The 25475-nt window shown below is 68.7% G+C and carries 22 protein-coding genes; 10 read left to right on the top strand and 12 right to left on the bottom strand.

From position 1 onward, the window contains the following. Positions 1 to 347: 347 nt before the first annotated feature. From ACFU9P_RS33290 to dnaA, 5 genes are all read right to left on the bottom strand, one after another. On the bottom strand, positions 348 to 926 hold the full coding sequence (locus tag ACFU9P_RS33290) for a DUF721 domain-containing protein (protein ID WP_384088250.1): 579 nt from the start codon (positions 924 to 926) through the stop codon (positions 348 to 350). Continuing rightward, positions 923 to 2143 (bottom strand): DNA replication/repair protein RecF, encoded by a 1221-nt coding sequence (gene recF / locus ACFU9P_RS33295; protein ID WP_384088253.1) that lies wholly within the window; start codon positions 2141 to 2143, stop codon positions 923 to 925. Before recF ends, ACFU9P_RS33290 begins: the two co-directional genes overlap by 4 nt. 96 nt (positions 2144 to 2239) lie before the next feature. After that, positions 2240 to 3127: a phosphogluconate dehydrogenase (NAD(+)-dependent, decarboxylating) gene (gene gnd, locus ACFU9P_RS33300; RefSeq protein ID WP_384088256.1), complete on the bottom strand. Its 888-nt coding sequence runs from the start codon at positions 3125 to 3127 to the stop codon at positions 2240 to 2242. A gap of 78 nt (positions 3128 to 3205) precedes the next feature. Next, on the bottom strand, positions 3206 to 4336 hold the full coding sequence (gene dnaN / locus ACFU9P_RS33305; RefSeq protein ID WP_046494338.1) for a DNA polymerase III subunit beta: 1131 nt from the start codon (positions 4334 to 4336) through the stop codon (positions 3206 to 3208). Between the two features lie 874 nt (positions 4337 to 5210). Beyond that, the gene (gene dnaA / locus ACFU9P_RS33310) at positions 5211 to 6971 is read right to left on the bottom strand and encodes a chromosomal replication initiator protein DnaA (protein ID WP_384088259.1); all 1761 of its coding nucleotides are present in this window, start codon (positions 6969 to 6971) and stop codon (positions 5211 to 5213) included. A 360-nt stretch (positions 6972 to 7331) separates the two neighbouring features. On the opposite strand from dnaA, the gene rpmH reads away from it, so the two are divergent. The 9 genes from rpmH (at position 7332) to ACFU9P_RS33355 (ending at position 14068) form a co-directional block, all read left to right on the top strand. Continuing rightward, positions 7332 to 7469 carry a 50S ribosomal protein L34 gene (rpmH, locus tag ACFU9P_RS33315; RefSeq protein ID WP_003949374.1) on the top strand — a complete coding sequence of 46 codons (138 nt, stop codon included), beginning with the start codon at positions 7332 to 7334 and terminating at the stop codon, positions 7467 to 7469. Between the two features lie 18 nt (positions 7470 to 7487). Next, positions 7488 to 7859, top strand: a complete 372-nt coding sequence (rnpA, locus tag ACFU9P_RS33320) for a ribonuclease P protein component (protein ID WP_376383122.1) — start codon at positions 7488 to 7490, stop codon at positions 7857 to 7859. Then, positions 7856 to 8215 carry a membrane protein insertion efficiency factor YidD gene (gene yidD, locus ACFU9P_RS33325; protein WP_079022858.1) on the top strand — a complete coding sequence of 120 codons (360 nt, stop codon included), beginning with the start codon at positions 7856 to 7858 and terminating at the stop codon, positions 8213 to 8215. Before rnpA ends, yidD begins: the two co-directional genes overlap by 4 nt. A gap of 3 nt (positions 8216 to 8218) precedes the next feature. Further along, on the top strand, positions 8219 to 9499 hold the full coding sequence (gene yidC, locus ACFU9P_RS33330) for a membrane protein insertase YidC (RefSeq protein ID WP_376383124.1): 1281 nt from the start codon (positions 8219 to 8221) through the stop codon (positions 9497 to 9499). A gap of 14 nt (positions 9500 to 9513) precedes the next feature. Then, complete coding sequence (locus tag ACFU9P_RS33335; protein ID WP_046494331.1) at positions 9514 to 10023, top strand: R3H domain-containing nucleic acid-binding protein; 510 nt, start codon at positions 9514 to 9516, stop codon at positions 10021 to 10023. Between the two features lie 105 nt (positions 10024 to 10128). Further along, positions 10129 to 10845, top strand: a complete 717-nt coding sequence (gene rsmG / locus ACFU9P_RS33340; RefSeq protein WP_384088264.1) for a 16S rRNA (guanine(527)-N(7))-methyltransferase RsmG — start codon at positions 10129 to 10131, stop codon at positions 10843 to 10845. A 264-nt stretch (positions 10846 to 11109) separates the two neighbouring features. Continuing rightward, positions 11110 to 12186, top strand: a complete 1077-nt coding sequence (locus tag ACFU9P_RS33345) for a ParA family protein (protein WP_376383129.1) — start codon at positions 11110 to 11112, stop codon at positions 12184 to 12186. Then, entirely contained in the window at positions 12183 to 13286 is a 1104-nt protein-coding gene (locus tag ACFU9P_RS33350; RefSeq protein ID WP_384088267.1) for a ParB/RepB/Spo0J family partition protein, read from the top strand. Before ACFU9P_RS33345 ends, ACFU9P_RS33350 begins: the two co-directional genes overlap by 4 nt. Before the next feature lie 164 nt (positions 13287 to 13450). Continuing rightward, entirely contained in the window at positions 13451 to 14068 is a 618-nt protein-coding gene (locus ACFU9P_RS33355; protein ID WP_376383133.1) for a GNAT family N-acetyltransferase, read from the top strand. 130 nt (positions 14069 to 14198) lie between these two features. Here ACFU9P_RS33355 and trxA read toward each other — a convergent pair whose 3' ends face one another. The 7 genes from trxA to ACFU9P_RS33390 form a co-directional block, all read right to left on the bottom strand. Further along, positions 14199 to 14531, bottom strand: coding sequence for a thioredoxin (gene trxA / locus ACFU9P_RS33360; RefSeq protein ID WP_376383135.1), 333 nt, complete (start codon positions 14529 to 14531; stop codon positions 14199 to 14201). 42 nt (positions 14532 to 14573) lie between these two features. Beyond that, the gene (gene trxB, locus ACFU9P_RS33365; protein ID WP_046494327.1) at positions 14574 to 15545 is read right to left on the bottom strand and encodes a thioredoxin-disulfide reductase; all 972 of its coding nucleotides are present in this window, start codon (positions 15543 to 15545) and stop codon (positions 14574 to 14576) included. A 118-nt stretch (positions 15546 to 15663) separates the two neighbouring features. After that, positions 15664 to 16632 (bottom strand): anti-sigma factor family protein, encoded by a 969-nt coding sequence (locus tag ACFU9P_RS33370; RefSeq protein WP_384088272.1) that lies wholly within the window; start codon positions 16630 to 16632, stop codon positions 15664 to 15666. Then, on the bottom strand, positions 16629 to 17333 hold the full coding sequence (gene sigM / locus ACFU9P_RS33375; RefSeq protein WP_376383140.1) for an RNA polymerase sigma factor SigM: 705 nt from the start codon (positions 17331 to 17333) through the stop codon (positions 16629 to 16631). Before sigM ends, ACFU9P_RS33370 begins: the two co-directional genes overlap by 4 nt. 43 nt (positions 17334 to 17376) lie before the next feature. After that, complete coding sequence (locus ACFU9P_RS33380) at positions 17377 to 19089, bottom strand: protein kinase family protein (protein ID WP_376383142.1); 1713 nt, start codon at positions 19087 to 19089, stop codon at positions 17377 to 17379. 119 nt (positions 19090 to 19208) lie between these two features. Beyond that, a complete protein-coding gene (gene murJ, locus ACFU9P_RS33385; protein ID WP_384088275.1) occupies positions 19209 to 21377 on the bottom strand; it encodes a murein biosynthesis integral membrane protein MurJ in 2169 nt (722 codons plus the stop codon). Positions 21378 to 21422: 45 nt separating this feature from the next. Continuing rightward, positions 21423 to 23747 (bottom strand): DUF6049 family protein, encoded by a 2325-nt coding sequence (locus tag ACFU9P_RS33390; RefSeq protein WP_376383146.1) that lies wholly within the window; start codon positions 23745 to 23747, stop codon positions 21423 to 21425. Between the two features lie 213 nt (positions 23748 to 23960). Here ACFU9P_RS33390 and ACFU9P_RS33395 point away from each other — a divergent pair, with 213 nt between their 5' ends. After that, positions 23961 to 25427, top strand: coding sequence for a CCA tRNA nucleotidyltransferase (locus ACFU9P_RS33395; RefSeq protein ID WP_384088278.1), 1467 nt, complete (start codon positions 23961 to 23963; stop codon positions 25425 to 25427). Positions 25428 to 25475: the final 48 nt, after the last annotated feature.

Genomic DNA, 25475 nt, shown 5'->3' on the forward strand with positions numbered 1-25475 from the left:
CGGGAAGGGGCTCCAAGAGGCTCACACGGGCATTGAGCGCTTCGGGCTGTCAACCTCCCGCTACGGTGAGGGACACCTCGGGCCGCGGGCGAGCTTTCGCAGGTCACAGGCGCGTTCGGAGGGTCGCTGGGGGTGACGGAGGCGCGGGCCGAGGGCGCACGCCCGGTCAAGGCCGGTGAGGCTGGTCACCTGTACGGGTGGGGGTGTGTACGGGGCGGGCGGGCGCGGGCGTACGGGCCCCGGTTCGGGCGCCGCGGGTGCTACGGGCGATTCGGGCGCTACGGCTCCGCGGGTTCGGACGCGGGCTGCCGTGAGCCGGGGGCTCGGGGGCGCGGTACGTGCGGACCTCAGCCGTACGTGTCGCCCGGCCCCTTGCTCCCGGGGGCGCGCAGCCGGCCGTACCGCTGCGGCGGGCCGCCGGGCGCCAGCACCTTGATCATCCGTACGGTGCCCTGCCCCAGATCCTCGTTCAGCCGGGCCACCAGCCGGGGCGCCAGCAGCCGGAGCTGGGTCGCCCAGGCCGTCGAATCGCACTGGACCGTCAGGACCCGCTCGTCCTTGCCGTCGTCGTACCGCTGCGGCACACAGTGCTTCGCCACGTCCTCGCCGACGATCTGCGGCCAGCGGCCCATCACCCCGCCGACGGCGGCCGGTGTCTCCCAGCCCCGCTCGGTGATCAGCCGGTTGATCGCCGCGCCGAGCGGCAGCGGATCGCGGCCGTCCGCACCGGCTCCCGAACGCAGCCCGCCGCCCCGCCTGGCCTGCTTCTTCTGCTGTACGGCGGCCCCGCGGGCGCGCGCCTGCTCCTTGGCGGCGCGCAGGGCGACCCGCGCCAGATCGACACCCGACGACTCGGGGACGGCCGGGCGCGCCGCCGCCCCGGCGGGTTCCACAGGCCGCTGCTCGGCGCCTCCGAAGCCGGTCATACGCGCTCCACCGCGCCGTCCGCCACCAGGAATCTGGCCCCCGCCAGCACCCCAGGAACGTCATCGTCCACCGCCGCGGTCACCAGCACCTGCTCGCCCGGAACGACCAGTTCCGCGAGCCGCTCCCGGCGCCGCGCGTCCAGCTCGGCGAACACGTCGTCCAGCACCAGCACCGGCTCATTGCCCTCGGCGCGCAGCAGATCGTACGAGGCGAGCCGCAGCGCCAGCGCGTACGACCAGGACTCGCCATGGCTGGCATAGCCCTTCGCGGGCATCCGGCCCAGATTCAGCACCAGATCGTCGCGATGGGGACCGACCAGCGTCACGCCCCGCTCGATCTCCTGCTTGCGCACCCCGGCCAGCGCGGCCAGAAGCTGGGCGTACAGCTCGTCACGGGTATGGGCGGACGATGCCGCGTCGGGGCCCGCGGCCGGCCGGGGGCCCTCGGCGGAGGTGTCGGAGATGGTGTCGGAGGTGGCGAGGACAGAGACGTCCAGAGCGGAAGCGTCCAAGGCGGAGGAACGGTACTCCAGCGCCACCGGGCCGCCCCCGGGCGCCAGTTGCTCGTACGCCTTGTCCGTCAGCGGCTGAAGCGTCGCGATCAGATCCACCCGCTGCGCCAGCAACTCCGCGCCCGCGCGCGCCAGATGCTGGTCCCACACATCCAGCGTCGACAGATCCATCCCGCGCCCGCCGTGCCGCCGCGCCATCGCCGCGGATTTCAGCAGGGTGTTGCGCTGCCTCAGCACCCGGTCGTAGTCCGAGCGCACGCCCGCCATCCGGGGCGAGCGGGCCGTGATCAGCTCGTCCAGGAACCGGCGGCGCTCGCCCGGATCGCCCTTCACCAGGGCCAGATCCTCCGGCGCGAACAGCACGGACCGTACGATCCCCAGCACATCACGCGGTCTGGCCTGCGAGGACCGGTTGATACGGGCCCGGTTGGCGCGGCCGGGATTCAGCTCCAGCTCGACCAGTTGCGACCGCTCGCCCTGGGTGACCGCGGCCCTGATCACCGCACGGTCCGCACCCATCCGTACCAGCGGCGCATCCGACGACACCCGGTGGCTGCCGAGGCTCGCCAGATAGCCGACCGCCTCGACCAGATTGGTCTTCCCCTGTCCGTTCGCCCCCACAAAAGCGGTCACGCCCGGATCGAGCGGGACCTCGACCCGGGCGTAGGAGCGGAAGTCGGCCAGCGACAGATGCGTGACGTGCATGGGTGTGCGTGGGCCTCCCCCGGTGCTCTGCTTCTTCGACTCGTCCGTCGTTTCCGCTGCTTCTCGTGCCTATGTGCTACTACCTGCGTGCGACTGCTACTTGTTCGGTTCGCTCGACTCGACCGAGTGCCCGCCGAACTGGTTGCGCAGCGCCGCGATCATCTTCATCTGCGGCGAATCGTCCTGCCGGGACGCGAACCGCGCGAACAGCGACGCGGTGATCGCGGGCAGCGGCACCGCGTGGTCGATCGCCGCTTCGACCGTCCACCGGCCCTCGCCGGAGTCCTGCGCGAAGCCCCGCAGCCGGTCCAGGTGCTCGTCCTTGTCCAGCGCGTCGACCGCGAGATCCAGCAGCCACGAACGGATGACCGTGCCCTCCTGCCAGGAGCGGAAGACCTCGCGGACATCGGTGACCGAGTCGACCTTCTCCAGCAGCTCCCAGCCCTCGGCGTAGGCCTGCATCATGGCGTACTCGATGCCGTTGTGGACCATCTTCGCGAAGTGGCCCGCGCCGACCTTGCCGGCGTGTACGGCGCCGAAGTCGCCCTCGGGCTTGAGCGCGTCGAGGATCGGCTGCACCTGCGCCACATGCTCGGGAGTGCCGCCGTACATCAGCGCGTAGCCGTTCTCCAGGCCCCAGACACCGCCGGAGACACCGCAGTCGACAAAGCCGATGCCCTTGATGCCCAGCTCCACCGCGTGCTTCTCGTCGTCCGTCCAGCGGGAGTTCCCGCCGTCCACCACGACATCGCCGTGCGAGAGCAGGGCCGCCAGCTCGTCTATGGTCGCCTGGGTCGGAGCACCCGCCGGCACCATGACCCAGATCGCCCGGGGCGCCTTCAGTTTGCTGACCAGCTCCTGGAGGCTGTGCACATCGGCGAGGTCAGGATTGCGGTCGTATCCGATGACGGTATGGCCGGCGCGACGGATGCGCTCGCGCATATTGCCGCCCATCTTGCCGAGACCGATGAGACCGAGCTCCATCAGGCATTCCTTAAGCGTTGAGGCGATTTCGTACCCGGATCCGAGCCTACGCCCGGACCCGGCCACTCAACTGTGGGGTCAGCCGCTCAGCCGTACCGGCATGATCAGGTACTTGTACGCCTCGTCCGCCTCCGCGTCGACGGCCGGCCTGCCGCTGAGGAGCGCCGGCTTGGTGGAGGTGGTGAAGGAGAGCTGGGCCACCGGGGAGTCGATCGCGCTCAGACCGTCCAGCAGGAAGGTCGGGTTGAAGGCGATGGAGATGTCGTCGCCTTCGAGCTGCGCGTCGACCCGCTCCACAGCCTGTGCGTCGTCGCTGGAACCGGCCTCCAGGATGAGGACGCCCTGCTCGAAGCTGAGCCGCACCGGGGTGTTCCGCTCGGCGACCAGGGCCACACGCTTGACGGCCTCGACGAACGGGGCGGTCTCGATCACCGCGACCGAGTTGAACTCGGTGGGGAACAGCGTGCGGTACTTCGGCAGATCGCCTTCGAGCAGCCGCGTGGTGGTGCGCCGCCCGGCGCCCTCGAAACCGATCAGCCCCTCACCGGCACCGGCTCCGGCGAGCGCCAGCGTGACCGTGTCGCCGTTGGTGAGCGCCTTGGCGGTGTCCAGCAGCGTCTTGGCGGGGACCAGGGCGACCGCGGAGATGTCCGGGGACTCGGGCTTCCAGAGGAACTCACGGACCGCGAAGCGGTAGCGGTCGGTCGAGGCCAGGGTGACCGTGTCGCCCTCGATCTCGATCCGTACGCCCGTCAGCACCGGCAGCGTGTCGTCGCGGCCCGCGGCGATGGCGACCTGGGAGGCGGCGGAGGCGAAGACCTCACCGGGGACGGTGCCGGTGGCCGTCGGCATCTGCGGCAGCGCCGGGTACTCGTCCACGGGGAGCGTGTGGAGCGTGAAGCGGGAGGAACCGCAGACCACCGTCGCCCGTACACCGTCGGTGGAGATTTCTACGGGGCGGTTGGGGAGCGCGCGGCAGATGTCGGCGAGGAGCCGGCCGGAGACCAGGACCGTGCCGTCCTCCTCGACCTCGGCGTCCACCGAGACCCGTGCCGAGACCTCGTAGTCGAAGCTGGAGAAGCTGAGCGCGCCGTCCTCGGCCCTCAGCAGAAGGCCCGCAAGTACGGGCGCCGGCGGACGGGCCGGAAGGCTGCGGGCCACCCAGGCCACCGCCTCCGCGAGTACATCGCGCTCCACCCGGATCTTCACCGGAACCGCCTCCTGCTGTTGCTGGCTCGCCCTGCTGGCCTTCGTCGTCGGCTGTGATGCCGGGGACCAGTCTGACGTACGGCACCGACAGTCGGTGCGGTCGCGGGTCAAGTCGGTGCCGGAGGCGGCGGGGGCTCCGGGGCCGAGTTGTGCACAGGCCCTGCTTCGAAACGGATCCCGAGCTAACTCTAAGTGGGAGTAGTAGTAGGGCCTGTGGAAACCGTGGATAACGTCGTTTGCGCAGGTCAGGCCCGATTTTTTATCCACCGGCCCTGTGGGCCGCGCCGTGGACAACTCGGCGATTCTGTGGACAGCCAAAAGTTGTGCACATCCCATGCACAGGACACAGGTAGTTCTCCCCAGTCCTGTCCCCAGCTTTACCCAGGTTCCCCACAGGCCAACCCGCCTTCCTGGTGTGACGCCTTTCACTCGATCCGGCGACGCCGGGTGTTTCGTTGCCGAACAGTGGACAGGGGTGTGGACAGGTTGTGGGCAACGCGGGCCGACCTGTGGGTTGCCGGTGGACAACCTCGGGCCCGTCCTGTGGAAGATTGTTCTGTCCACAGTCTGTGGAGCGGCGTCACGCACAATTCCACAGGGGGCTGACCTGGCCCGATGATTCCAGGGCGGCTGCGCCTGTGGACAGGATCTGGACAACTTCGCAGTCCCCAGGCTGTGGACGGAAAATTTCTCCCCAATCTGTGGAGAACACCCGTGACCTGCTCCGTAATCGAACGGCCCTGAGGCGGCGTGGGTGGCGTCGGTGGGTGCTGAGCCGCTCGGCGTACGGCTCGGCGTACGGCTCGGCGTACAGAAAAGGGCGCCCGGGGAGGTGTCCCCGGGCGCCCTTCGCAGCCGCTGCGCGTCGGCCGTGTCAGCCGTTCTTGATGCGGTTCGTCAGTTCGGTGACCTGGTTGTAGATCGAGCGCCGCTCGGCCATCAGCGCGCGGATCTTCCGGTCCGCGTGCATCACGGTCGTATGGTCGCGGCCGCCGAACTGCGCACCGATCTTCGGCAGCGAGAGATCGGTCAGCTCACGGCAGAGGTACATCGCGATCTGGCGCGCCGTCACCAGCACCCTGCTCCGCGAGGAGCCGCAGAGGTCCTCCACCGTCAGACCGAAGTAGTCCGCGGTCGCCGCCATGATGGCCGCGGCGGTGATCTCCGGGGCCAGGTCCTCCCCGCCCGGGATCAGATCCTTGAGCACGATCTCGGTGAGCCCGAGGTCCACCGGCTGCCGGTTCAGCGAGGCGAACGCCGTGACCCGGATCAGCGCGCCCTCCAGCTCGCGGATGTTGCGGGAGATCCGGGAGGCGATGAACTCCAGCACCTCGGGCGGCGCGTTGAGCTGCTCCTGTACCGCCTTCTTACGGAGGATCGCGATACGCGTCTCCAGCTCGGGCGGCTGGACATCGGTGGTCAGCCCCCACTCGAAGCGGTTGCGCAGCCGGTCCTCAAGGGTGATGAGCTGCTTGGGCGGCCGGTCCGAGGACAGCACGATCTGCTTGTTGGCGTTGTGCAGCGTGTTGAAGGTGTGGAAGAACTCCTCCTGCGTCGACTCCTTGCTCGCCAGGAACTGGATGTCGTCGACGAGCAGGATGTCGACATCGCGGTACCGCTTGCGGAAGGTGTCGCCCTTGCCGTCACGGATCGAGTTGATGAACTCGTTCGTGAACTCCTCGGAGCTGACATATCTGACGCGTGTGCCCGGATAGAGGCTGCGCGCGTAGTGCCCGATGGCGTGCAGCAGATGGGTCTTGCCGAGCCCGGACTCCCCGTAGATGAAGAGCGGGTTGTACGCCTTCGCGGGCGCCTCGGCGACGGCGACGGCCGCCGCGTGCGCGAAGCGGTTGGAGGCGCCGATCACAAAGGTGTCGAAGAGGTACTTGGGGTTGAGCCGGGGGTGCGGCTCACCGGGGCCCGGCGCCGGGGCGGGCTGGGCGCCGAGCGGTCCCGGCACCCCGCTGCGCGGACCGCCGGGCGCGCCGCCGTGCCGGGGGCCCGGGGGCTCCGGGAGGTCGTGCCGGTCGGGGCGCTGCTCGTACGGTGAGGAATCGAGCCCCTGCGGCTGCCGGTAGTCGTGCTGCTGCTGCGGGTGGACGGTGGCGTACGGGTCGTGCTCCTGGTAGCCGCCGAGCCGGGGCTGCTGCCAGGAGAGGTCCTCCTGGGTACGCGGCCAGGAGCCGGCGTCGGGACGCTGCTGCTGGTAGTCCGGGTAGGCCGGGCGTACGGAAGGCATGCCGTCGTCCGAAGGCCGGGGTCCGTAATCGTTGTACGCGTCGCTCTGCCGCTGCTCGTCGTGCGACGGTCCCTGGTACCGGTGCTGCTGCGGTACGGCGGGGGCCGGCGGTACGGGATCCGCCGCGGAGTCGTCGACGGTGATGGCGATCCGGATGGGCCGGCCGCACTCATGGCTCAGTGTTTCGCTGATGAGAGGGGCGAGCCGGCCCTCCAGGACGCGCTTTCCCCATTCATTGGGGACGGCCAGCAGCGCGGTGTCGGCCACGAGCGCGAGCGGCTGGCAGCGTTCGATCCACTGCTTGTCCTTGGGCTCGACGCCCTGCTGGCCCTCCCTGAGGAGCTGCTCCAGCACTCGTGGCCACACTGCGGCAAGATCGGCAGGTACATCAGCCACAGGGCACGCTCTCTCGCAGGTCCCACGAATATGCGGTTCTCGGGACGGGATGGGAAGACCGGCAGGAAAGGAAGCCGGAGTCACGCCACGGTAGTCAGGGCACCCACGTGGTTCAAGTTGTTGTCCACAGCCTGTGCACAATGGGGCCGGGGCACGAGCTGGTTTGACCGGATGGCGTAGCCGCGCGTACCGTGACCAGGTCGAGTTGTCGATGGCTGCTGCCGCCTGCCTCCGATGGGCAAAGATCACGATCTGTGGTTGTGAAGCGGTGCACTCGGGCGTAAACGCGAGCTACTCGTGGGCGCACGGTGACAGCCAGGCGATGTCCCGCCATCACACAATCATTTCTGGAGCCCCCGAGTGAGCAAGCGCACCTTCCAGCCGAACAACCGTCGTCGCGCCAAGACCCACGGCTTCCGGCTGCGGATGCGTACCCGCGCCGGCCGCGCGATTCTCGCGTCCCGCCGTGGCAAGGGTCGCGCCCGACTGTCCGCCTGATCGCCATCAGGTCATGACGTGCTGCCTACCGAGAATCGGCTGAGGCGGCGCGAGGAGTTCGCGGCCGCGGTTCGCCGAGGACGCCGGGCCGGACGCCCGCTTCTTGTCGTCCATCTACGCAGCGGTGCCATGGACCCGCACGCGCCTGGGGAGAGCGCCTCCCCGCCGCGTGCGGGTTTCGTCGTAAGCAAGGCCGTGGGCGGCGCCGTCGTCCGTAACCAGGTGAAGCGCAGACTTCGTCATCTCATACGCGACCGACTGCCCGAGCTGCCCCCCGGTAGCCTGGTTGTCGTACGGGCGCTGCCCGGAGCGGGTGACGCCGATCATGCACAACTGGCCCAAGACCTGGATGCCGCTCTCCGGCGGTTGCTGGGAGGGGGCGCGCGATGAAATACCCGCTGCTGGCTCTGATCAAGCTGTACCAGTGGACGATCAGCCCCCTGCTCGGGCCCGTCTGCCGGTACTACCCGTCGTGTTCGCACTACGGATATACGGCCATCGACCGGCATGGCGCGGTGAAAGGAACGGCGCTGACCGCCTGGCGCATTCTGCGGTGCAATCCGTGGTCGCCGGGTGGTGTGGACCATGTCCCACCCCGCAAACGCCCACGGTGGCACGAACTGCTGCGCAATGCGTGGCGCGGCAGTAAGGACGGGCACTCCGCCGCTGGCGTGCCTTCCGGGGGATCGGCCCCCGACACTCCCAGTCCAGCCGCAGAGACCTCGCCCAACGCTCAAGGAGCCTGATTAGTGGACACGATTGCCAGTCTCTTCAGTTTTATCACCACGCCTGTTTCGTGGGTCATTGTCCAGTTCCACACGGTGTACGGGGCGATCTTCGGCCCCGACACGGGCTGGGCCTGGGGACTGTCCATCGTGTCCCTGGTGGTGCTGATCCGGATCTGTCTGATTCCGCTCTTTGTGAAGCAGATCAAGTCGACCCGGAATATGCAGGTGCTCCAGCCCAAGATGAAGGCGATCCAGGAGCGCTACAAAAACGACAAACAGCGTCAGTCCGAAGAGATGATGAAGCTGTACAAGGAGACGGGTACCAACCCGCTCTCCTCATGTCTTCCCATTCTGGCGCAGTCCCCCTTCTTCTTCGCGCTCTACCACGTGCTCTCCAGCATCGCCAGCGGCAAGACGATCGGCGTGATCAACCAGTCGCTGCTGGACAGTGCGCGCCAGGCGCATATCTTCGGCGCCCCGCTGGCCGCCAAGTTCACGGACAGCAGTGACAAGGTCGCCTCCCTGAGCGCCTCGCTGACCGACGTACGGGTCGTCACCGCGATCATGATCGTTCTGATGTCGGCGTCGCAGTTCTACACCCAGCGCCAGCTCATGACCAAGAACGTCGACCTGACGGTCAAGACGCCGTACATGCAGCAGCAGAAGATGCTCATGTACATCTTCCCGCTGATCTTCGCCGTCACCGGCATCAACTTCCCCGTCGGTGTTCTCGTCTACTGGCTGACCACCAACGTGTGGACCATGGGCCAGCAGATGTATGTGATCAACCAGAACCCGACGCCGGGCAGCAAGGCGCAGGACCACTATCTGGAGCGTCTGCTGAAGAGCATCACGGCCCATGGCGAGGTCCGGTCGCGTCGTAAACGCAATGTCGTCAAGGCGATCGTGGCCAAGGGGCCCGACCGCAATGACAACGAGCGCAAGTTCACGATGGGCCTGGCCAAGGCGGGTTTGGCCGCGCAGGCCGACGGCACGGTGACCAAGAGCGAGACCGTCTCCGCCGAGGCCGAGTCCGGCGCCGCCGCGCGGAGGCAGCAGCCGAAGCGCCAGACCAAGGCACAGCGGCAGGCCGCCGCTGCCGCCCACCCGGGTACGGACAAGCCGGCCGAGGCCAAGGACTCCGAGACCGCCGACCTGGCGAAGACCTCGCTGCAGAAGAAGGACGAGCCGCAGGACACCAAGTCCAAGCCGGCGGGCAAGCCCGCCGCCGGTTCCGCACGCCAAGCCAAGCCGGGGCAGCGTAAGGGCCAGCAGCGGCCCAAGCACCCGTCCAAGAAGTAAGAAGGAGTCCATCCGTGACGGAAGGCACCATCTCCGCCGCCGAGGGGGGCGACACCCTGACCCGCCTGGAGCAGGAAGGGGAGATCGCGGCCGACTACCTCGAAGGTCTGCTCGATATCGCCGATCTTGACGGCGATATCGACATGGACGTCGAGGCCGACCGGGCCGCGGTCTCGATCATCAGTGACTCCGGTGCCCGGGATCTGCAGAAGCTGGTGGGGCGTGATGGCGAGGTCCTGGAGGCGCTCCAGGAGCTGACCCGGCTCGCGGTGCACCGGGAGACCGGGGACCGCAGCCGGCTGATGCTGGACATCGCCGGGTTCCGCGCCAAGAAGCGCACCGAGCTGGCCGAGCTGGGGGCCAAGGCCGCGGACGAGGTGAAGAGCACCGGCGAGCCGGTAAAGCTGAATCCCATGACACCCTTTGAGCGGAAGGTCGTGCATGACGCGGTCGCCGCCGCGGGTCTGCGCAGCGAATCCGAGGGTGAAGAGCCCCAGCGCTTTGTTGTGGTCCTCCCGGCCTGACCGGTCCATCGCTTTCCGGCCCCGTCTGTTCCGCAGGCGGGGCCGATCCTTGTCAGCCTGTGAGTCAGCCACCGTGCGGTGGCTCGGTATGGAAGGACGGTTCCCGTGACGGAGGCAGCAGAGCTTCCCCCCGCACCGGACGAGGCACGCGCTGTCTTCGGTGAGCTCTTTCCGGAGGCTGTCCGCTACGCGGAGCTGCTGGCGGACGCGGGGGTCAAGCGTGGCCTGATCGGTCCACGCGAGGTGCCACGGCTGTGGGAGCGGCATCTGCTGAACTGCGCGGTGCTCTCCGAGGTCGTGCCCGAGGGCGTGATGGTCTGCGATGTCGGCTCGGGCGCGGGCCTTCCGGGGATCCCGCTGGCGCTGGTACGGCCGGACCTGAAGATCACTCTGCTGGAACCGCTGCTGCGCCGCACCAACTTTCTCCAGGAAGTGGTCGAGCTGCTGGGCCTGGACCATGTCACGGTGGTACGCGGCCGGGCCGAGGAGGTCCTTGGCTCGCTCCAGCCGGTCCATGTGGTGACCGCCCGCGCGGTGGCTCCGCTGGACCGCCTGGCGGGCTGGGGGGTGCCGCTGCTCCGTCCGTACGGCGAGATGCTGGCGCTCAAGGGCGACACCGCCGAGGAGGAGATCAAGGGGGCCCGGGCGGCACTGAGCAAGCTCGGTGTGGTGAAGACCTCAGTGCTCCAGGTCGGGGAAGGCATTGTCGATCCGCTGGCCACCGTGGTGCGGGTCGAGGCCGGGGAGAGCCCCGGCGGGGTCCGGTTTGCGACAAAGAGAGCCAAGGCCGCCCGGGCGGGGCGTGCGAGGCGTCGCCGCTGAGCCGTAGGGGCCCTGTGCCCATGGGCCATGCTCCATACAAGCTGCCATAGCCACGCATTGCGGAGTGTCGTGACGGTCCGGGCCTCCGGCCCGTGCATCGTGTTTCACGTGAAACGTCGCTCACTGCTGCAAGGAATCATCAGCCGTGGCCGCGCGGCTTCGACCCCACGCGGCCGAAAGCCCCTCGTAAGGGGCACGGGGTTGTCCACAGAGGCGGATTCATCCACAGAACCACCAGCCTCGCTGGTTCATGACCCCGAAAGCATGGCAGGCTCTGTTCATTGCGAGTCTGAAGTCGAGGAGAGTGAATCCTTGCGGTCCGACGCCAACATCGCGGGACCGATGACCGATCCGGTCCCCGGTCCCCGCACCGAGTCGGCGGGGGAGGATGTTTCACGTGAAACACCGCCCCCGATGGACGACACCCCCATTGGCCGTGCTGCCCAACTGGCGGTGGAGGCACTGGGCCGAGCCGGAGAAGGTCTGCCCCGCCCTGAGCAGACGCGTGTCATTGTCATTGCCAACCAGAAGGGCGGCGTAGGGAAGACGACCACCACGGTCAACCTTGCCGCCTCGCTTGCGCTCCATGGCGCGCGCGTGCTGGTGATCGACCTCGATCCGCAGGGCAACGCGTCCACGGCGCTCGGCATCGACCACCACGCCGAAGTTCCCTCGATTTATGACGTCCTGGTGGAGAGCAAGCCCCTCTCTGAGGTGGTCCAGCCCGTCCCGGATGTCGAAGGCCTCTTCTGTGCCCCGGCCACCATCGATCTCGCCGGTGCGGAGATCGAGCTGGTGTCGCTGGTGGCACGGGAGAGCCGACTGCAGCGGGCGATCGAAGCGTACGAGCAGCCTTTGGATTACGTCCTTATCGACTGCCCGCCGTCGCTCGGCCTGCTGACCGTCAATGCGATGGTCGCCGGCGCAGAGGTGCTGATCCCCATCCAGTGCGAGTACTACGCGCTGGAAGGGCTGGGGCAGTTGCTGCGCAATGTCGACCTGGTGCGGGGGCATCTCAACCCCACGCTCCATGTGTCGACGATCCTGCTCACCATGTATGACGGCAGGACCCGGCTTGCCTCGCAGGTGGCCGAAGAGGTGCGGAGTCACTTCGGCAAGGAGGTGCTGCGGACGAGCATCCCTCGCTCCGTACGTATCTCGGAGGCACCGAGCTATGGGCAGACGGTGCTGACGTACGATCCGGGATCCAGCGGATCCCTGTCCTATCTCGAAGCTGCCCGCGAGATCGCGCTCAGGGGGGTCGGGGTGCACTATGACGCCCAGCACGCCCATATGGGCAGCCAGAACAGTCAGCAGAGTATGTCGGAGGGGATCCAGTGAGCGAGCGACGTAGAGGGCTGGGGCGCGGGCTCGGTGCGCTGATCCCTGCCGCTCCGCAGGAGCAGCAGGTGCCCTCCCCCGGAGCGGGACCGGGGGGCCCGGGAGTGGCTCCGGTGCTGACCGCGGAGCGCGGTGTGGCCGCCGCCAAGGTGACCTCGCTGCCGCAGGCCGCTGCCGTACCGGAGGCGGAGACGGTCGTACCCGAGACCGAGGTGGCGCCGGAGCCGGCGCCGATGGCCGGGGCGCACTTCGCCGAAGTGCCGATCGGCTCCATCACGCCCAACCCCCGCCAGCCGCGTGAGGTGTTCGACGAGGACGCCCTCGCCGAGCTGATCACCTCCATCAAGGAGGTGGGGCTGCTCCAGCCCGTTGTCGTACGGCAGGTGGGGCCGGAGCGCTATGAGCTGATCATGGGCGAGCGGCGCTGGCGGGCCTGCCGGGAAGCCGGTCTGGAGCGCATTCCGGCGATCGTCCGCGCGACGGACGACGAGAAGCTTCTGCTCGACGCGCTCCTGGAGAATCTGCACCGCGCTCAGCTCAACCCGCTGGAAGAGGCGGCAGCCTACGACCAGTTGCTCAAGGACTTCAACTGCACCCATGACCAACTGGCCGACCGGATCGGGCGCTCCCGGCCACAGGTCTCCAATACGTTGCGGCTGCTCCGGCTCTCTCCTCCCGTACAGCGCAGGGTCGCTGCCGGGGTGCTCTCGGCCGGGCATGCGCGGGCGCTGCTCTCGGTGGACGACTCGGAGGAGCAGGACCGGCTGGCGCATCGCATTGTGGCCGAGGGCCTTTCGGTGCGTGCCGTCGAGGAGATTGTGACCCTGATGGGGTCGCGCCCTCAGAGCACCGCCAAGGCGAAGGGGCCGCGGGCCGGTGCCCGGCTGTCCCCGGCGCTGACCGATCTGGCGTCGCGGCTCTCGGACCGCTTCGAGACCCGGGTGAAGGTCGATCTGGGGCAGAAGAAGGGAAAGATCGTCGTCGAGTTCGCCTCGATGGACGATCTGGAGCGCATTCTCGGCACGCTTGCCCCCGGCGAGGGACGGGTCCTGGACAAGGGTCTTTCCGGGGACGCCGGAGAGGACGACGACGAGAGCTGATGTTCTCGCGCTGGAGGGCGGGCTGTGTTCCATGCTTACCGGAACACAGCCCGCCCTTTGCTGTCCCTCGGTGTGCCAGGTAGCTCTGGGTGGATACGATGCGTTCTGGTATGGCGCATCCACCTTGATCACCTCAGAGGAGAAGGAAGTGGGGAACAGCCTTCATGGGGCGTCGGCTCGTACCGCTCACGCTGGACAACCTTGCGGATCTCCCCAAGCGCTGCCGTGCGTGTGTCTTCTGGGAGCTTGATCCGGTCAGCGGGGAGGCCGCGGTAAAGACCGGCAGAGCCGAGGCGGAGAAGGAGGCCTGGATCTCGGCCGCTCTGCTGGAGTGGGGATCCTGCGGCCGCGTCGTCTATGTCGATGATCTGCCGGTGGGCTTTGTGCTGTACGCGCCTCCGGCGTATGTACCGCGCTCCCTGGCCTTCCCGACGAGCCCGGTCTCCCCGGACGCGGTCCAGTTGATGACCGCCTGGATCAAGCCCGGCTATCGGGGACAGGGGCTGGGGCGGGTGATGGTACAGACCGTGGCCAAGGATCTGCTGCGGCGGGAGTTCAAGGCCATCGAGGCGTTCGGTGACGCGCGCTGGAAGGAGCCGGCCTGTGTTCTGCCCGCTGATCATCTGCTGGCGGTGGGCTTCAAGACCGTACGTCCCCATCCCCGGCATCCGAGGCTGAGGCTGGAGCTTCGGACCACGCTCTCCTGGAAAGAGGATGTGGAGCTGGCGCTGGACCGGCTGCTGGGCGCGGTGAAGAAGGAACCGGCCCTGCGCCCCCTCTGAGCCGGGCTGACACAGGCTGACTCGGGGTGGCACGGCCGGTACGGAGCTGAACTTACGAAGACGGGCCCGTTCCCCCAGCCGGGGGAACGGGCCCGTTTCACGTGAAACATTGGCGCCGGCAGTCGCCGCCTTACTCGCCGATGAAGCTCTCCAGGTCACGCACCAGCGCGGCCTTGGGCTTGGCACCGACGATGGTCTTGGCGACCTCGCCGTTCTGGTAGACGTTCAGCGTCGGGATCGACATGACGCCGTACTTGGCTGCCGTGGCCGGGTTGTCGTCGATATTGAGCTTGACGATCTCGATCTTGTCGCCGTGCTCGGCCGCGATGGCTTCGAGCGACGGGGCGATCTGGCGGCACGGTCCGCACCAGGCGGCCCAGAAGTCCACCAGTACGGGCTTGTCGCTCTTGAGGACATCCCTCTCGAACGACTCGTCGGTCACATGCTTCAGGTTGCCGGCCACGGCGGCCTCCTTCGGTTTATGGGGTGTGGGTCGGTCAGCGGATCAGACAGTGAGGGTCTTCTCCGCCTCGGCGTTCTCCCGGTCGCTCAGGGCCGAGAGGAAGCGCTCGGCGTCGAGAGCCGCGGAGCATCCGGTGCCCGCGGCGGTGATCGCCTGGCGGTAGGTGTGGTCGACGACATCGCCGGCCGCGAAGACACCGGAGAGGTTCGTCCGGGTCGACGGGGCGTCGACGGTGAGGTAGCCCTCGCTGTCCAGATCGAGCTGGCCCTTGAACAGCTCGGTCCGCGGGTCGTGGCCCACCGCGATAAAGAGACCGGTCACCGGGAGAGCCGAGGTCTCGCCGGTCTTGGTGTTGCGCAGGGTCAGACCGGAGAGCTTCTGATCACCCTGGATCTCTGCGACCTCGCTGTCCCAGGCGAACTTGATCTTGGGGTCGGCGAAGGCGCGGTCCTGCATGGCCTTGGAAGCACGCAGCGTGTCCCGGCGGTGGACGATCGTGACCGACTTGGCGAACCGCGACAGGAAGGTGGCCTCCTCCATCGCGGTGTCACCGCCGCCGATCACGGCGATGTCCTGGTCCTTGAAGAAGAAGCCGTCACAGGTGGCACACCAGGAGACACCGCGACCCGAGAGCTTGTCCTCGTTGGGCAGGCCGAGCTTGCGGTGCTGGGAGCCGGTCGTGACGATCACGGCCTTGGCGCGGTGCACCGTACCCGCCGTGTCGGTGACCGTCTTGATGTCACCGGAGAGGTCGACGGAGATGACATCGTCGGGGACCAGCTCGGCGCCGAAGCGCTCCGCCTGTGCCCGCATGTTGTCCATCAGGTCCGGACCCATGATGCCGTCGCGGAACCCAGGGAAGTTCTCCACATCGGTGGTGTTCATCAGCGCACCACCAGCGGTGACGGCGCCCTCGAAGACCAGCGGCTTCAGCGATGCGCGCGCGGTGTACAGCGCGGCCGTATAGCCGGCGGGCCCGGAGCCGATAATGATCACATTACGGACGTCGCTCACGGGTTTCTTCCTCGTCTCTGCAGACTGCCTACTGGGGCCGGATCATCGACTGTCACCCCATCCAACGGATCCTAAGGGTCTCGCATTCCCGAGGGATCCGGCGGCGCGGAAGGCGTCGTCAGTGGCGCGGGTAGGAGTGCGTCAACAGGACCTTCCCCTTGTCCGCGGACTGGCTGTCGACACAGGTCGCATCGACCACATAGGCCTGGACCCGGCTGCTGTCCACAGGGTGCGACAGCACCACAAGAAAGGCCCGGCTGCCCTTGTACATGCCCTGCTGAGAGGCGAGAACGGGCTCGGTGCGGCCGATCCCCTCCTCGATACAGGGCGGCAACTGGGAGAGGGGCTGGATCAGGGGCGTATTGGAGCCGCTCCGGTCCCGGGGGCCGACGTCGAGCTCGCCGTCCTGCTGGGTCTTGGGCTCCTTGGCCGTGGAACCGGAGGCCAGCAGCGCGTCCACACTGCTCTGGAGCCGGGCCTCCGAGAATTCTTCGCTACCGCTTGTCGTGGAGTTGACGGTTGCGTCGGCCTGGTTCTCGGAGCTGCCGCTGCCCGCGTTGAGCGACTGGAGCAGCAGCACGCTGACACCGACGGCTGCTGTGCCGAAGACGGCTCCCAGGACGGCGGTACGGCGGCGACGGCGCGCCTGAGGGGTGCTGCGGCCGGGGCCGGTGGCCGCCCTTGGCCGGCCGGCGGGTCGGTCGGTCGTCCGGGAGGCGTCCGGCCCTGACGGTTCCGGTGACGGTGGTACGGGGGAGGCGTCCGGCTCGGAGGACACGGTGGAGGCAGGCGTTGTTTCACGTGAAACATGCGCGGTCTCGTCGGGCGCGGTCGCGTTCAGGAGCGCCTCCGCGGCCAGGGCGGCATCGATACGCTCGGCCACATCGGCCGGCATCCGCTGCGGACCCGGCAGAGTGCCGAGCAGTCCCCTGATCTCTTCGAGCGAGTCACGGACATCGGCGCAGAGCGCACAGCCGTTGAGATGGGCCCTTATTTCAGTGGCGCGGGGCGGCGGGAGCAGGCCTTCTGCCAGATCGGAGATCTCCGAGACATCCGGGTGCTGAGCCATATCGGTCGTCGATGTCATGCGCGCCCACCTCCGCCCTTCACTCCAGCAGGATCACTTGGTCCTGAATCCCTAGGTCCTGATGCCGGTGGGACGGATACCCCTGGCGTCCGGTTCCTTCCCCTGCCGAGACCGCTGTTATCCCCGGCGTCCCCGCGTAGGTGGGTGAGCATGGGGAGCAGTCTGGCCCGGCCGCGTGCACAGCGGCTCTTCACCGTTCCGGTGGGTACGCCCAGGACGGCGGCGGCCTCGGCGACGGGGTAGCCCTGCATATCGACAAGCACCAGGGCCGCCCGCTGATCGACGGGGAGCTTGGCCAGGGCGGCCAGCAGCTCGCGATGGAGGTCCTGGCGCTCGGCAGGGGCCTCCGCCGACTCATGCGGCTCCAGGAGCTGCTCCAGCCGTTCCGTGTCGTCCACGGGGGAGGTCTTGCGGGAGGCGGCCTTGCGGGCCCGGTCGAGACAGGCGTTGACGGTGATCCGGTGCAGCCAGGTGGTCACCGCGGACTGGCCACGGAAGGTATGGGCGGCGCGGAAGGCGGAGACCAGCGCGTCCTGCACCGCGTCCGCCGCCTCCTCCCGGTCGCCGAGCGTCCGCAGGGCGACGGCCCAGAGCCGGTCACGGTGGCGCCGTACCAGCTCGCCGAAGGCATGAGGGTGCCCCGAGACATGAGCGCTCAGCAGATCCTGGTCGCTGGTGTCGCCGAGTGCGACGTCGTCCAACGATGAGCCCCCTCCCCTGGTCCGGTCGGCTCGCATGGTCCGGTCAGCCGGTGATCTTGATCTCCGAGATACCGCCCCGGAAGCGGATGGAGGATCCGTCCTCGGGCAGTTCGGTGATGTGGATCAATACGTACCGGGTTCGCACGGGCTTGTCGAGCGTGGTCTTCAGGGTCTTACCCACCGATTTCAGCTTGGTGAGGCGCTGGGGGAAGTCCGAGAGATCAGTGGGATCGGATGCGTCGGGACCGGCGGCTAGTACTTCCGCCGTGTGACCGGAGCGGTACATGTCGATGTCGATGCCGGAGACTTCCTTCACGCTGCCGAGATCAACGACTATTCCGCTGCCCTGCTTGCGGTCCGAGCGATTGCCGAAGTTCGGGAAGTTCAGATACTGCGCTGTGATCCAGGCGGTGCTGGAGTCGCCGTCCACGGAGTTCGGTGCGAGTTCGGGCTTTATCCCGGACCCACTGGGCATGAACTCAGCCGCGTCGGTGATCCGGAGCGGCTTGGCGGGCTGGGCCGCCTTGTTGTCGTCGGTCGTCGACTGAGTGGGAGGGGTGTCGTTCCCCTCGCTGCTCTGGTCGAGGAGCCGGTCGGCGACCTGCCAGCTTCCCAGGCCCAGGGCCGCGATGAGGAGTGCGGCGACGGTCCACTTGAGGGCCTTGCCCGTACGCCCCTGGAGCGGGGGCGGCGGAGGCGCCACCGGCGGGACGGGAGGCGCCCCGAGGCCCGACTGCGCGCGTCCGTACGTGCCCTGCTGGTAGGTGGTGCGCTGGTACTCGGGCGGAGCCGTGAAGGTGGGCTCGGGGCGCCGGATACGGGGCATCGCGGCCACCGCGGCGGCCAGCTCGTCCGGGGTGGTGCAGGGGGGCTCCTGGCGGGACGCGGTGGCGCCGTCGTTGATCAGGGCCCGCATGGCGAGTTCCGAGAGACCGCGGTGCACTCCCGCGCGTACCTGGTCCGGGGCGATCAGCCCCACGCCCCTGGGCAGGCCGGAGAGGCCGTACGCATCGGTCTCGTACGGCCAGCGCTGGGTCAGCGCGGCGTAGAGAAGCGCGCCGATCGCTTCCGTATCGGTGCGCTGCGGCCGGTCGGCGCGGATTCCGCGCAGGGCGGCGTTCACGGCGAGACCGCGGATCCGGTACTGGCCGGTGGAGGTGCGCAGTACGGCCCCGGGGGTCAGCCGCAGATGGGCGAGCCCTTCCCTGTGGGCCGCCGCCATGGCCTGGGAGACCTGGCTCACGAGCTGATAGGCGTCATGGGCCTCCAGCGGGCCCGACGCGAGCAGCGCGGTGAGTTCCACGGCGTCCGGCAGCCATTCGTGGACGACATAGACGAGGTCGTTCTCCTCGACGGCGTCCAGGACCTGCACGAAGCGCGGATCGCCGAGGAGGGCGGCGGAGCGGGCCGCGGCCAGGACGGAGCGGGCCCGTGGATGGTCGGCGGGCAGGAGATGGACGCCGACGGCGCGGCGCAGCTTCTCGTCCACCGCACGCCAGCTGCTGAAACCGTCCAGACGGGTGACGCACTCTTCCAGCCGGTAGCGTCTTGCGAGTTTGTGGCCGCTGTGCAGCTCGGGCGTCACGATGGGCGGCACGGTGCCCTGCCGTTCGCCGCCCGTGCCCGGTGCGGACGCGTCCGCCGTGTCCTGGGCTTTCGCCAACCCGTCGGCCGTGGCCTTGTCCGCCTTGGCGGCCAGCGGTTCATCACCGCTGTTGTCGGCCACGTCGACGGCAGCCGTGCTACGTTCCGCCACCGTCGCTCCTGCCTCCCCATCCGTTGCGCGCTATCCAACAGCCAAGCCAATTGTGCCCACAGTCGGACGCTATGCACGACACGCGGCAGCCGACGATGGTTGCGCTCGGCCGCGCCGGCCTATCGGCCGAGACGTCCGCGCACCATGCCGACCATGGAGTTCAGCTCCTCGATCCGCATCTTCTTCGCCGCGACGAAGAAAAGGCCGAGCAGGGCGATACCGCCGCCGACCAGTGCCACCAGGGAGGCGAGAGCGCCGCCGCCCAGGCTTTGAAGTACCAGATACGCGATGCCGCCGGCCACGAGGGCCCCGGGCACGGACGCCAGACAGAGCCTGGCGTAGGTCCGCATGACACGGCCGCCGTCCAGATCCCCGCCCAGCCGCTTCCGCAGCCGACGCCAGGCGATACCGACACCGACCGCGTAGGCCAGTCCGTACGAGGCGGCCATGCCGACCACGGCCCAGCGGGCCGGCAGGACCACATAGCAGCCCGCCGAGGCCGCGGCGTTGACCACGGCGACGATGACGGTGTTGTAGAAGGGCGTCCGGGTGTCCTCGTACGCGTAGAAGCCGCGGAGCACGACGTACTGCACGGAGTACGGGATCAGCCCGAGGGCGAACGCCATCAGGATGAAGCCCATGGACCGCGCCGACTCCAGGCCGCTGGACGAGAACATCAGGATCGACATCGGGACGCCGAGCGACAGGAACGCGAAGGCGACCGGGACGATGGCGACCGCCGAGTTGCGCAGCCCCTGGGAGATGTCGTCGCGTACCGCGCCCGGGTCTCCGTCGTGGGCCGCCCGGGAGATCCGGGGCAGCAGCGCGGCCATGACCGAGACGGTGATGATGGCCTGCGGCATGCCCCAGATGAGCTGCGCGTTGCTGTAGGCGAGGATGCCGGTGCCGTCCTTGCCGGAGGCCTCACCGGCGGCGGTCGCGAGCTGCGTGACGACCAGTACACCGGCCTGGTTGGCGAGGACGAACAGGACGGTCCACTTGGCCAGCTTGACCGTCTTGCCGAGGCCGTGACCCTTCCAGTCGAACCGCGGGCGGAACCGGAAGCCGGTGTCGCGGAGGTACGGGATCATCGCCAGGGCCTGGACGGCGAGGCCGAGCAGGGTGCCGATGCCCAGCAGCCGCACACCGTCCGGCGGGATCGTCCGTACGGTCATGTCCGAGTCGGCGGCCGTGCCGTACACCCAGATGAACAGGCCGAACGTGCAGATCATCACGATGTTGTTGAGGACCGGGGTCCACATCATCGCGCCGAACTTCCCGCGGGCGTTGAGGATCTGACCCATCACCACATGCACGCCCATGAAGAAGATCGTGGGCAGGCAGTAGCGGGCGAAGGTGACGGCGACATTGTTGGCGGCGGGGTCGCCGGCGATCGTGTCCGACATCAGGCGGACGAGCTGTGGCGCCCCGAACACGGCCAGCGCCACGATCGCGCCGAGCGCCACCATGACGAGGGTCAGCAGCCGGTTGGCGTACGCGACGCCGCCGTCCTCGTCGTTCTTCATCGCCCGTACGAGCTGCGGTACGAAGACGGAGTTGAGGCCGCCGCCGACGGTGAGGATGTAGATCATCGTCGGCAGGGTGTAGGCGACGGTGAACGAGTCACCGAGCAGCGCGGCGCCCAGCGCGGCGGTGATCACCAGGCTCCGTACGAAGCCGGTGAGCCGGGACACCAGGGTGCCCGCGGCCATCACCGCACTCGACTTGAGCAGACCTGCGGCCTTGCTCTGCTTCTTCGGGGCGGCCGGCGGCGCGGGGGCCGTCTTGGGCTCCGGGTCGGTGAGCATCTGTCCTGTGCCCTGCTGGTCGCGGTAGAGGTGGGCGAACGCGTCCTGCTGCGGGGCCTCGTCGCCGGCCCAGGAGACGAGATCGTCGACGCCCGTGTACTGGGTGGTCCTCGGGTCGTCGCCGTACGGGAGGCGGCGGGACGGCCCCGAGGGCTCGGGCGGCGGGGTCTGGGCCCAGACGCGGGGGTCGGGGGCGTACTGCTGTGCGGGCGGCTGATCGTACATGCGCTGCGGATCCGGATACGTGCCCGGCGGAGGCGGCGGATGCGAGGCGCGGTCGTACAGCGCCTCGGTCACCGGGTCCTGTGCGGAGAGGTCCTGGGACCAGTAGGGGTCCCGGTTGTAGGCGTCCTGGACATAGGGATCCTGTGCGGGGGGCTGGGCATAGGGATCCTGGGCAGGCGGTGCGGAAGGCGGAACCTGGCCTGCCGGATCGCCGCCCGCGCTCTGTCCGCGGTCACCGTCGTACGGCGCGTTCATGGTTACCCCACCTCATCGTCCCCGGCCGACCGGCCACGACATCGCTCAACGGTCCACTTTCTCACCCGGGCCCGACGCGTCCGCGCTTTCCGGTGCGGTGTCCGGTGTCGGGTCACTCGGCTGCTCGGGTTCCGTCTGCTCCTGCCCCGGTTCCGTCCGTTCAGCGGCCGCCTTGCGCGCCACCGCCCGCTTCCGCTGGCTGTACATCTTGACACCGGCCAGCACGAGCAGCAGCACACCGCCGGCGATGACGAGCATCACGGTGGGCGTGATCTCGGAGACCTTCACCTGGAAGGTCATGGAGCTGCCGTACGGCTTGCCGTCCTGCGTGTAGAGCTGCGCGGTCACCTGGACCGGGCCGTTGGCGTTGCCCGCGCCGGTGAACTTCACCGACTGGCTGTGCCCGCCGTCGATCTTGATGGGCCGCTCCGCGACGGCGTCGCCGTTGTCGAGCTTGAGGCGGCTCGGCTTGTCGGACGTGAGGCGCAGCACCAGGTTCTGGACGCCCTGCACCAGCTTGTTCTGCACGGTCACCGGGATGGTCGCGCTGCGTCCGGACAGGGTGAGGACGGACTTCGGGATGAGCTGCACCTCGGTGGTGAGGCCCAGCAGGTAGTTGTCGACCGTGTCGCGGTACTGCTGGGACTCGCCCTGGTTGCCGCGCCACGACGTCGACATCGCGCGGCCGACCGCGTTGCCGAAGGGCGCCGCCACCCGGTCCGGCGAGCTGAGGATGGCCTTGAAGTTGTCGAGCCGGTTCTGCGTCCGCTTGATGTCGAGGAACGCCTGGGTGGGCAGCTCCCGGTCGCGCAGCTTCTTCGGGTACCGCGAGGCGGCGGGGATCTTGGTGCTGGCCTCGGTGTCGGGCGTGGCCGCCGCGGCGGTGAGCAGATCGGACGGCTCGGTCCAGCGCTCCGCGTCCAGACCGCGCAGCGCGCGCGCCATCGACTGCGCCTGCGCCGCCGTCGGCATCCGCTGCGGGGCGACGACGATGCTGCGCTGGTTGTCGGGCTCCTGGAGCGTCAGGGCCAGCGACTGTGCGAGGAACTTCTGTACGGCGAGGGTGGAGCTGCCCGCGGCCGTCATATCGCCCTGGAAGGCGGTGGAGAGCCGGGTGTCGGCGACCACGGCCGTCGTACCGCCGCCGATCGGCCGTGCGGCGCTGGCGGTGTACGAGAGATTGTCCTGGAGGCTGTCGCTGCGGGTGATGACGTTGTGGGCGCCCGCGGAGGTCGCGACATCAACGATCGAGGGGTCGATCGCGCCGTCCACGGGCCAGGCGAAGTCGACGGACGGTTTCACGTGGAGCACGGTCTCCACCGTCTTCCCCGCCACGTCCGTGGCGGGCTGGAGGTGGCTGAGCGCGCCGGAGACGTCCTTGCCGCGATGGGCCAGCGACGCCAGATCCGGGTCCGCGAACGGCAGGGCGACGACCTTACGGCCCTGTACGGCCTTCTCCAGGGCGTTGAGCCACTTGATGGCCACGGCCTGGTTGGTGCCCGCGACCGTGGTGGTCCCGCTCCTGACGCGGTAGCTACGGGTCATCGCGTCGGCGGTCGCGAGCAGATCGGGGTCGATGACCCAGGTGACGGGGAGCTGGTTGCCCAGCGAGACCATCTGCTCCAGCCGCCCGCCGGGGGCCAGCTCCTCGGCGAGACCGTCGTTCTCGAAGACCGGTGTCTGCTGATCGTCCGAGCCGGTCTCCGCGGAGAGGTGCGTCGACGAGATCAGCGGCCAGAGATAGGTGAGTTCGGTCCGCTTCTCGGTGGCCTCGGGCTGCCAGGGCAGGAAGGTCCGCTGGATGCCCAGCGTCTGCGCGTACGGGGCGGACGAGGTCTGGCCGGTCAGTGAGACGGCGAGCTGGTAGACGCCCTCGTCGTCGAGCCCGAGCTTGTTGACCGGTACGGCGAGGGTGAAGTCCTGGGGGATCCCGGAGGCGAGCTTCGGGAGGGTGACCTTGTACTTGCCGCCGAGCGGAGCCGCGTCGGACGAGGAGCTGCCGGAGCGTGCCGCGGCGTCATCGATGGCGGTCCTGCCGTACAGCTGCGGGCCCACCCGCAGATCCACCTGGGCGTCGGTGATGGTCTTCTTGCCCTTGTTGGTCACCGTGCCGGAGATGGTGAGGGTGTCGCCCTGCACCGGCGCTCCGGGGGTCAGCGTGTCCAGCGCCACGGCGACCGTACGGGAGCCGGTGGGGGCCGCCGTGGTGGTCGGTGTGGTGACCGGGGACATGGCGTGGGCCGTCGGCGCCGCCGTGCCGGCCAGGAGGCCCGCCAGGAGCGGCGCTCCCGCGATCAGGCAGGCTCTGCGCCGCAGCCACCGGCGGGCAGGAGAGTGACCCATCCCCTGGAAGTCTGCCGCCTCCGCCACGCGCTCGCCCGTCCCTCGTCATCGTTTGCTGCCGTCGGTGGTCTGTCTGTTCCTGCGTCCACGCATGGTAACGATGTGCGCTGTGGCGAAGTGCTGGGGACTGCTCCACATGATCGGAAGAATCTCATGCGCCGCCGGAAACCCGTGCATCGGAGGCCGGGGAGCCCGAAACCGGGGAGCCGGCACCAGCCGCGGCACGTACCCTTTTCTGTTGTGCCGAATGCCAATGAAGTCAGTCCCAGCGCACTGAGCCAGGTGCAGCGCCGCGCGGTCAGTGAACTGCTGCGGGTGTCCCCCGTCGCCGATGAGCTGGCGCGCCGGTTCCAGGATGCCGGATTCGGCCTCGCTCTGGTTGGCGGCTCGGTCAGGGACGCCCTGCTGGGCCGGCTCGGCAATGACCTGGACTTCACCACCGACGCCCGCCCCGAGGACGTTCTGAAGATCGTCAGGCCCTGGGCGGACGCGGTCTGGGAGGTCGGGATCGCCTTCGGCACGGTCGGGGTCCAGAAGGATGCCCGTGTCGGGGACACCGACCAGCGTTTCCAGATCGAGGTGACGACGTACCGCTCGGAAGCGTACGACCGGACATCGCGCAAACCCGAGGTGTCGTACGGGAACTCCATCGAGGAGGACCTGGTACGCCGGGACTTCACGGTGAACGCGATGGCCGTCGCGCTGCCGCACAAGGAGTTCATCGATCCCCATGGCGGGCTGGAGGACCTCTCCGCCCGGGTGCTGCGCACGCCCAGCACCCCCGAGGAGTCCTTCTCCGACGATCCGCTGCGGATGCTCCGGGCCGCGCGGTTCGCCGCGCAGCTCGACTTCGAGGTCGCCCCGGAGGTGGTCGCGGCCATGAAGGCCATGTCCGGCCGGATCGAGATCGTCTCCGCCGAGCGGGTGCGGGACGAGCTGAACAAGCTGGTGCTCTCCGCGTACCCGCGCAAGGGGCTTGCGCTGCTCGTCGACACCGGGCTCGCCGACCGGGTACTGCCGGAGCTGCCGGCCCTGCGGCTGGAGAGCGATGAGCACCACCGGCACAAGGATGTGTACGAGCACTCGTTGACCGTGCTGGAGCAGGCCATCGACCTGGAGCAGGACGGGCCGGACCTGGTGCTGCGCCTGGCCGCTCTGCTGCATGACATCGGCAAGCCCAGAACACGGCGCTTCGAGAAGGACGGCCGGGTCTCCTTCCATCACCATGAGGTGGTGGGCGCGAAGATGACCAAGAAGCGGCTGACCGCGCTCAAGTACTCCAACGATCTGGTGAAGGACATCTCCCGGCTGGTGGAGCTGCATCTGCGCTTCCACGGCTACGGGACGGGCGAGTGGACCGATTCGGCGGTGCGGCGGTACGTACGCGACGCCGGCCCGCTGCTGGACAGGCTCCACAAGCTGACCCGCTCGGACTGCACCACCCGCAACAAGCGGAAGGCGACCGCGCTCTCCCGCGCGTACGACGGGCTGGAGGAGCGCATCGCGCAGCTTCAGGAGCAGGAGGAGCTGGACGCCATCAGGCCCGATCTGGACGGCAACCAGATCATGGAGATCCTGGGCGTGGGCCCCGGGCCGGTGATCGGGAAGGCGTACACCTTCCTGCTGGAGCTGCGGCTGGAGAACGGGCCGATGGAGCACGATGCGGCTGTCGCTGCTCTCAAGGAGTGGTGGGCCGCCGAGAGCTAGAGGCGTCACAGCAGAGCGGGCCGGGTCATGTTTCACGTGAAACATGAC

This window comes from Streptomyces sp. NPDC057617, from assembly GCF_042800555.1.
Lineage (GTDB): Bacteria > Actinomycetota > Actinomycetes > Streptomycetales > Streptomycetaceae > Streptomyces.

What these genes read in the sequence shown, in the direction of transcription:
- ACFU9P_RS33290 (WP_384088250.1), bottom strand. Translation starts at nt 926, where the DNA reads ATGACCGGCTTCGGAGGCGCCGAGCAGCGGCCTGTGGAACCCGCCGGG.
- recF (WP_384088253.1), bottom strand. Translation starts at nt 2,143, where the DNA reads ATGCACGTCACGCATCTGTCGCTGGCCGACTTCCGCTCCTACGCCCGG.
- gnd (WP_384088256.1), bottom strand. Translation starts at nt 3,127, where the DNA reads ATGGAGCTCGGTCTCATCGGTCTCGGCAAGATGGGCGGCAATATGCGC.
- yidD (WP_079022858.1), top strand. Translation starts at nt 7,856, where the DNA reads ATGAAATACCCGCTGCTGGCTCTGATCAAGCTGTACCAGTGGACGATC.
- ACFU9P_RS33345 (WP_376383129.1), top strand. Translation starts at nt 11,110, where the DNA reads ATGGCAGGCTCTGTTCATTGCGAGTCTGAAGTCGAGGAGAGTGAATCC.
- ACFU9P_RS33355 (WP_376383133.1), top strand. Translation starts at nt 13,451, where the DNA reads ATGGGGCGTCGGCTCGTACCGCTCACGCTGGACAACCTTGCGGATCTC.
- ACFU9P_RS33370 (WP_384088272.1), bottom strand. Translation starts at nt 16,632, where the DNA reads ATGACATCGACGACCGATATGGCTCAGCACCCGGATGTCTCGGAGATC.
- murJ (WP_384088275.1), bottom strand. Translation starts at nt 21,377, where the DNA reads ATGAACGCGCCGTACGACGGTGACCGCGGACAGAGCGCGGGCGGCGAT.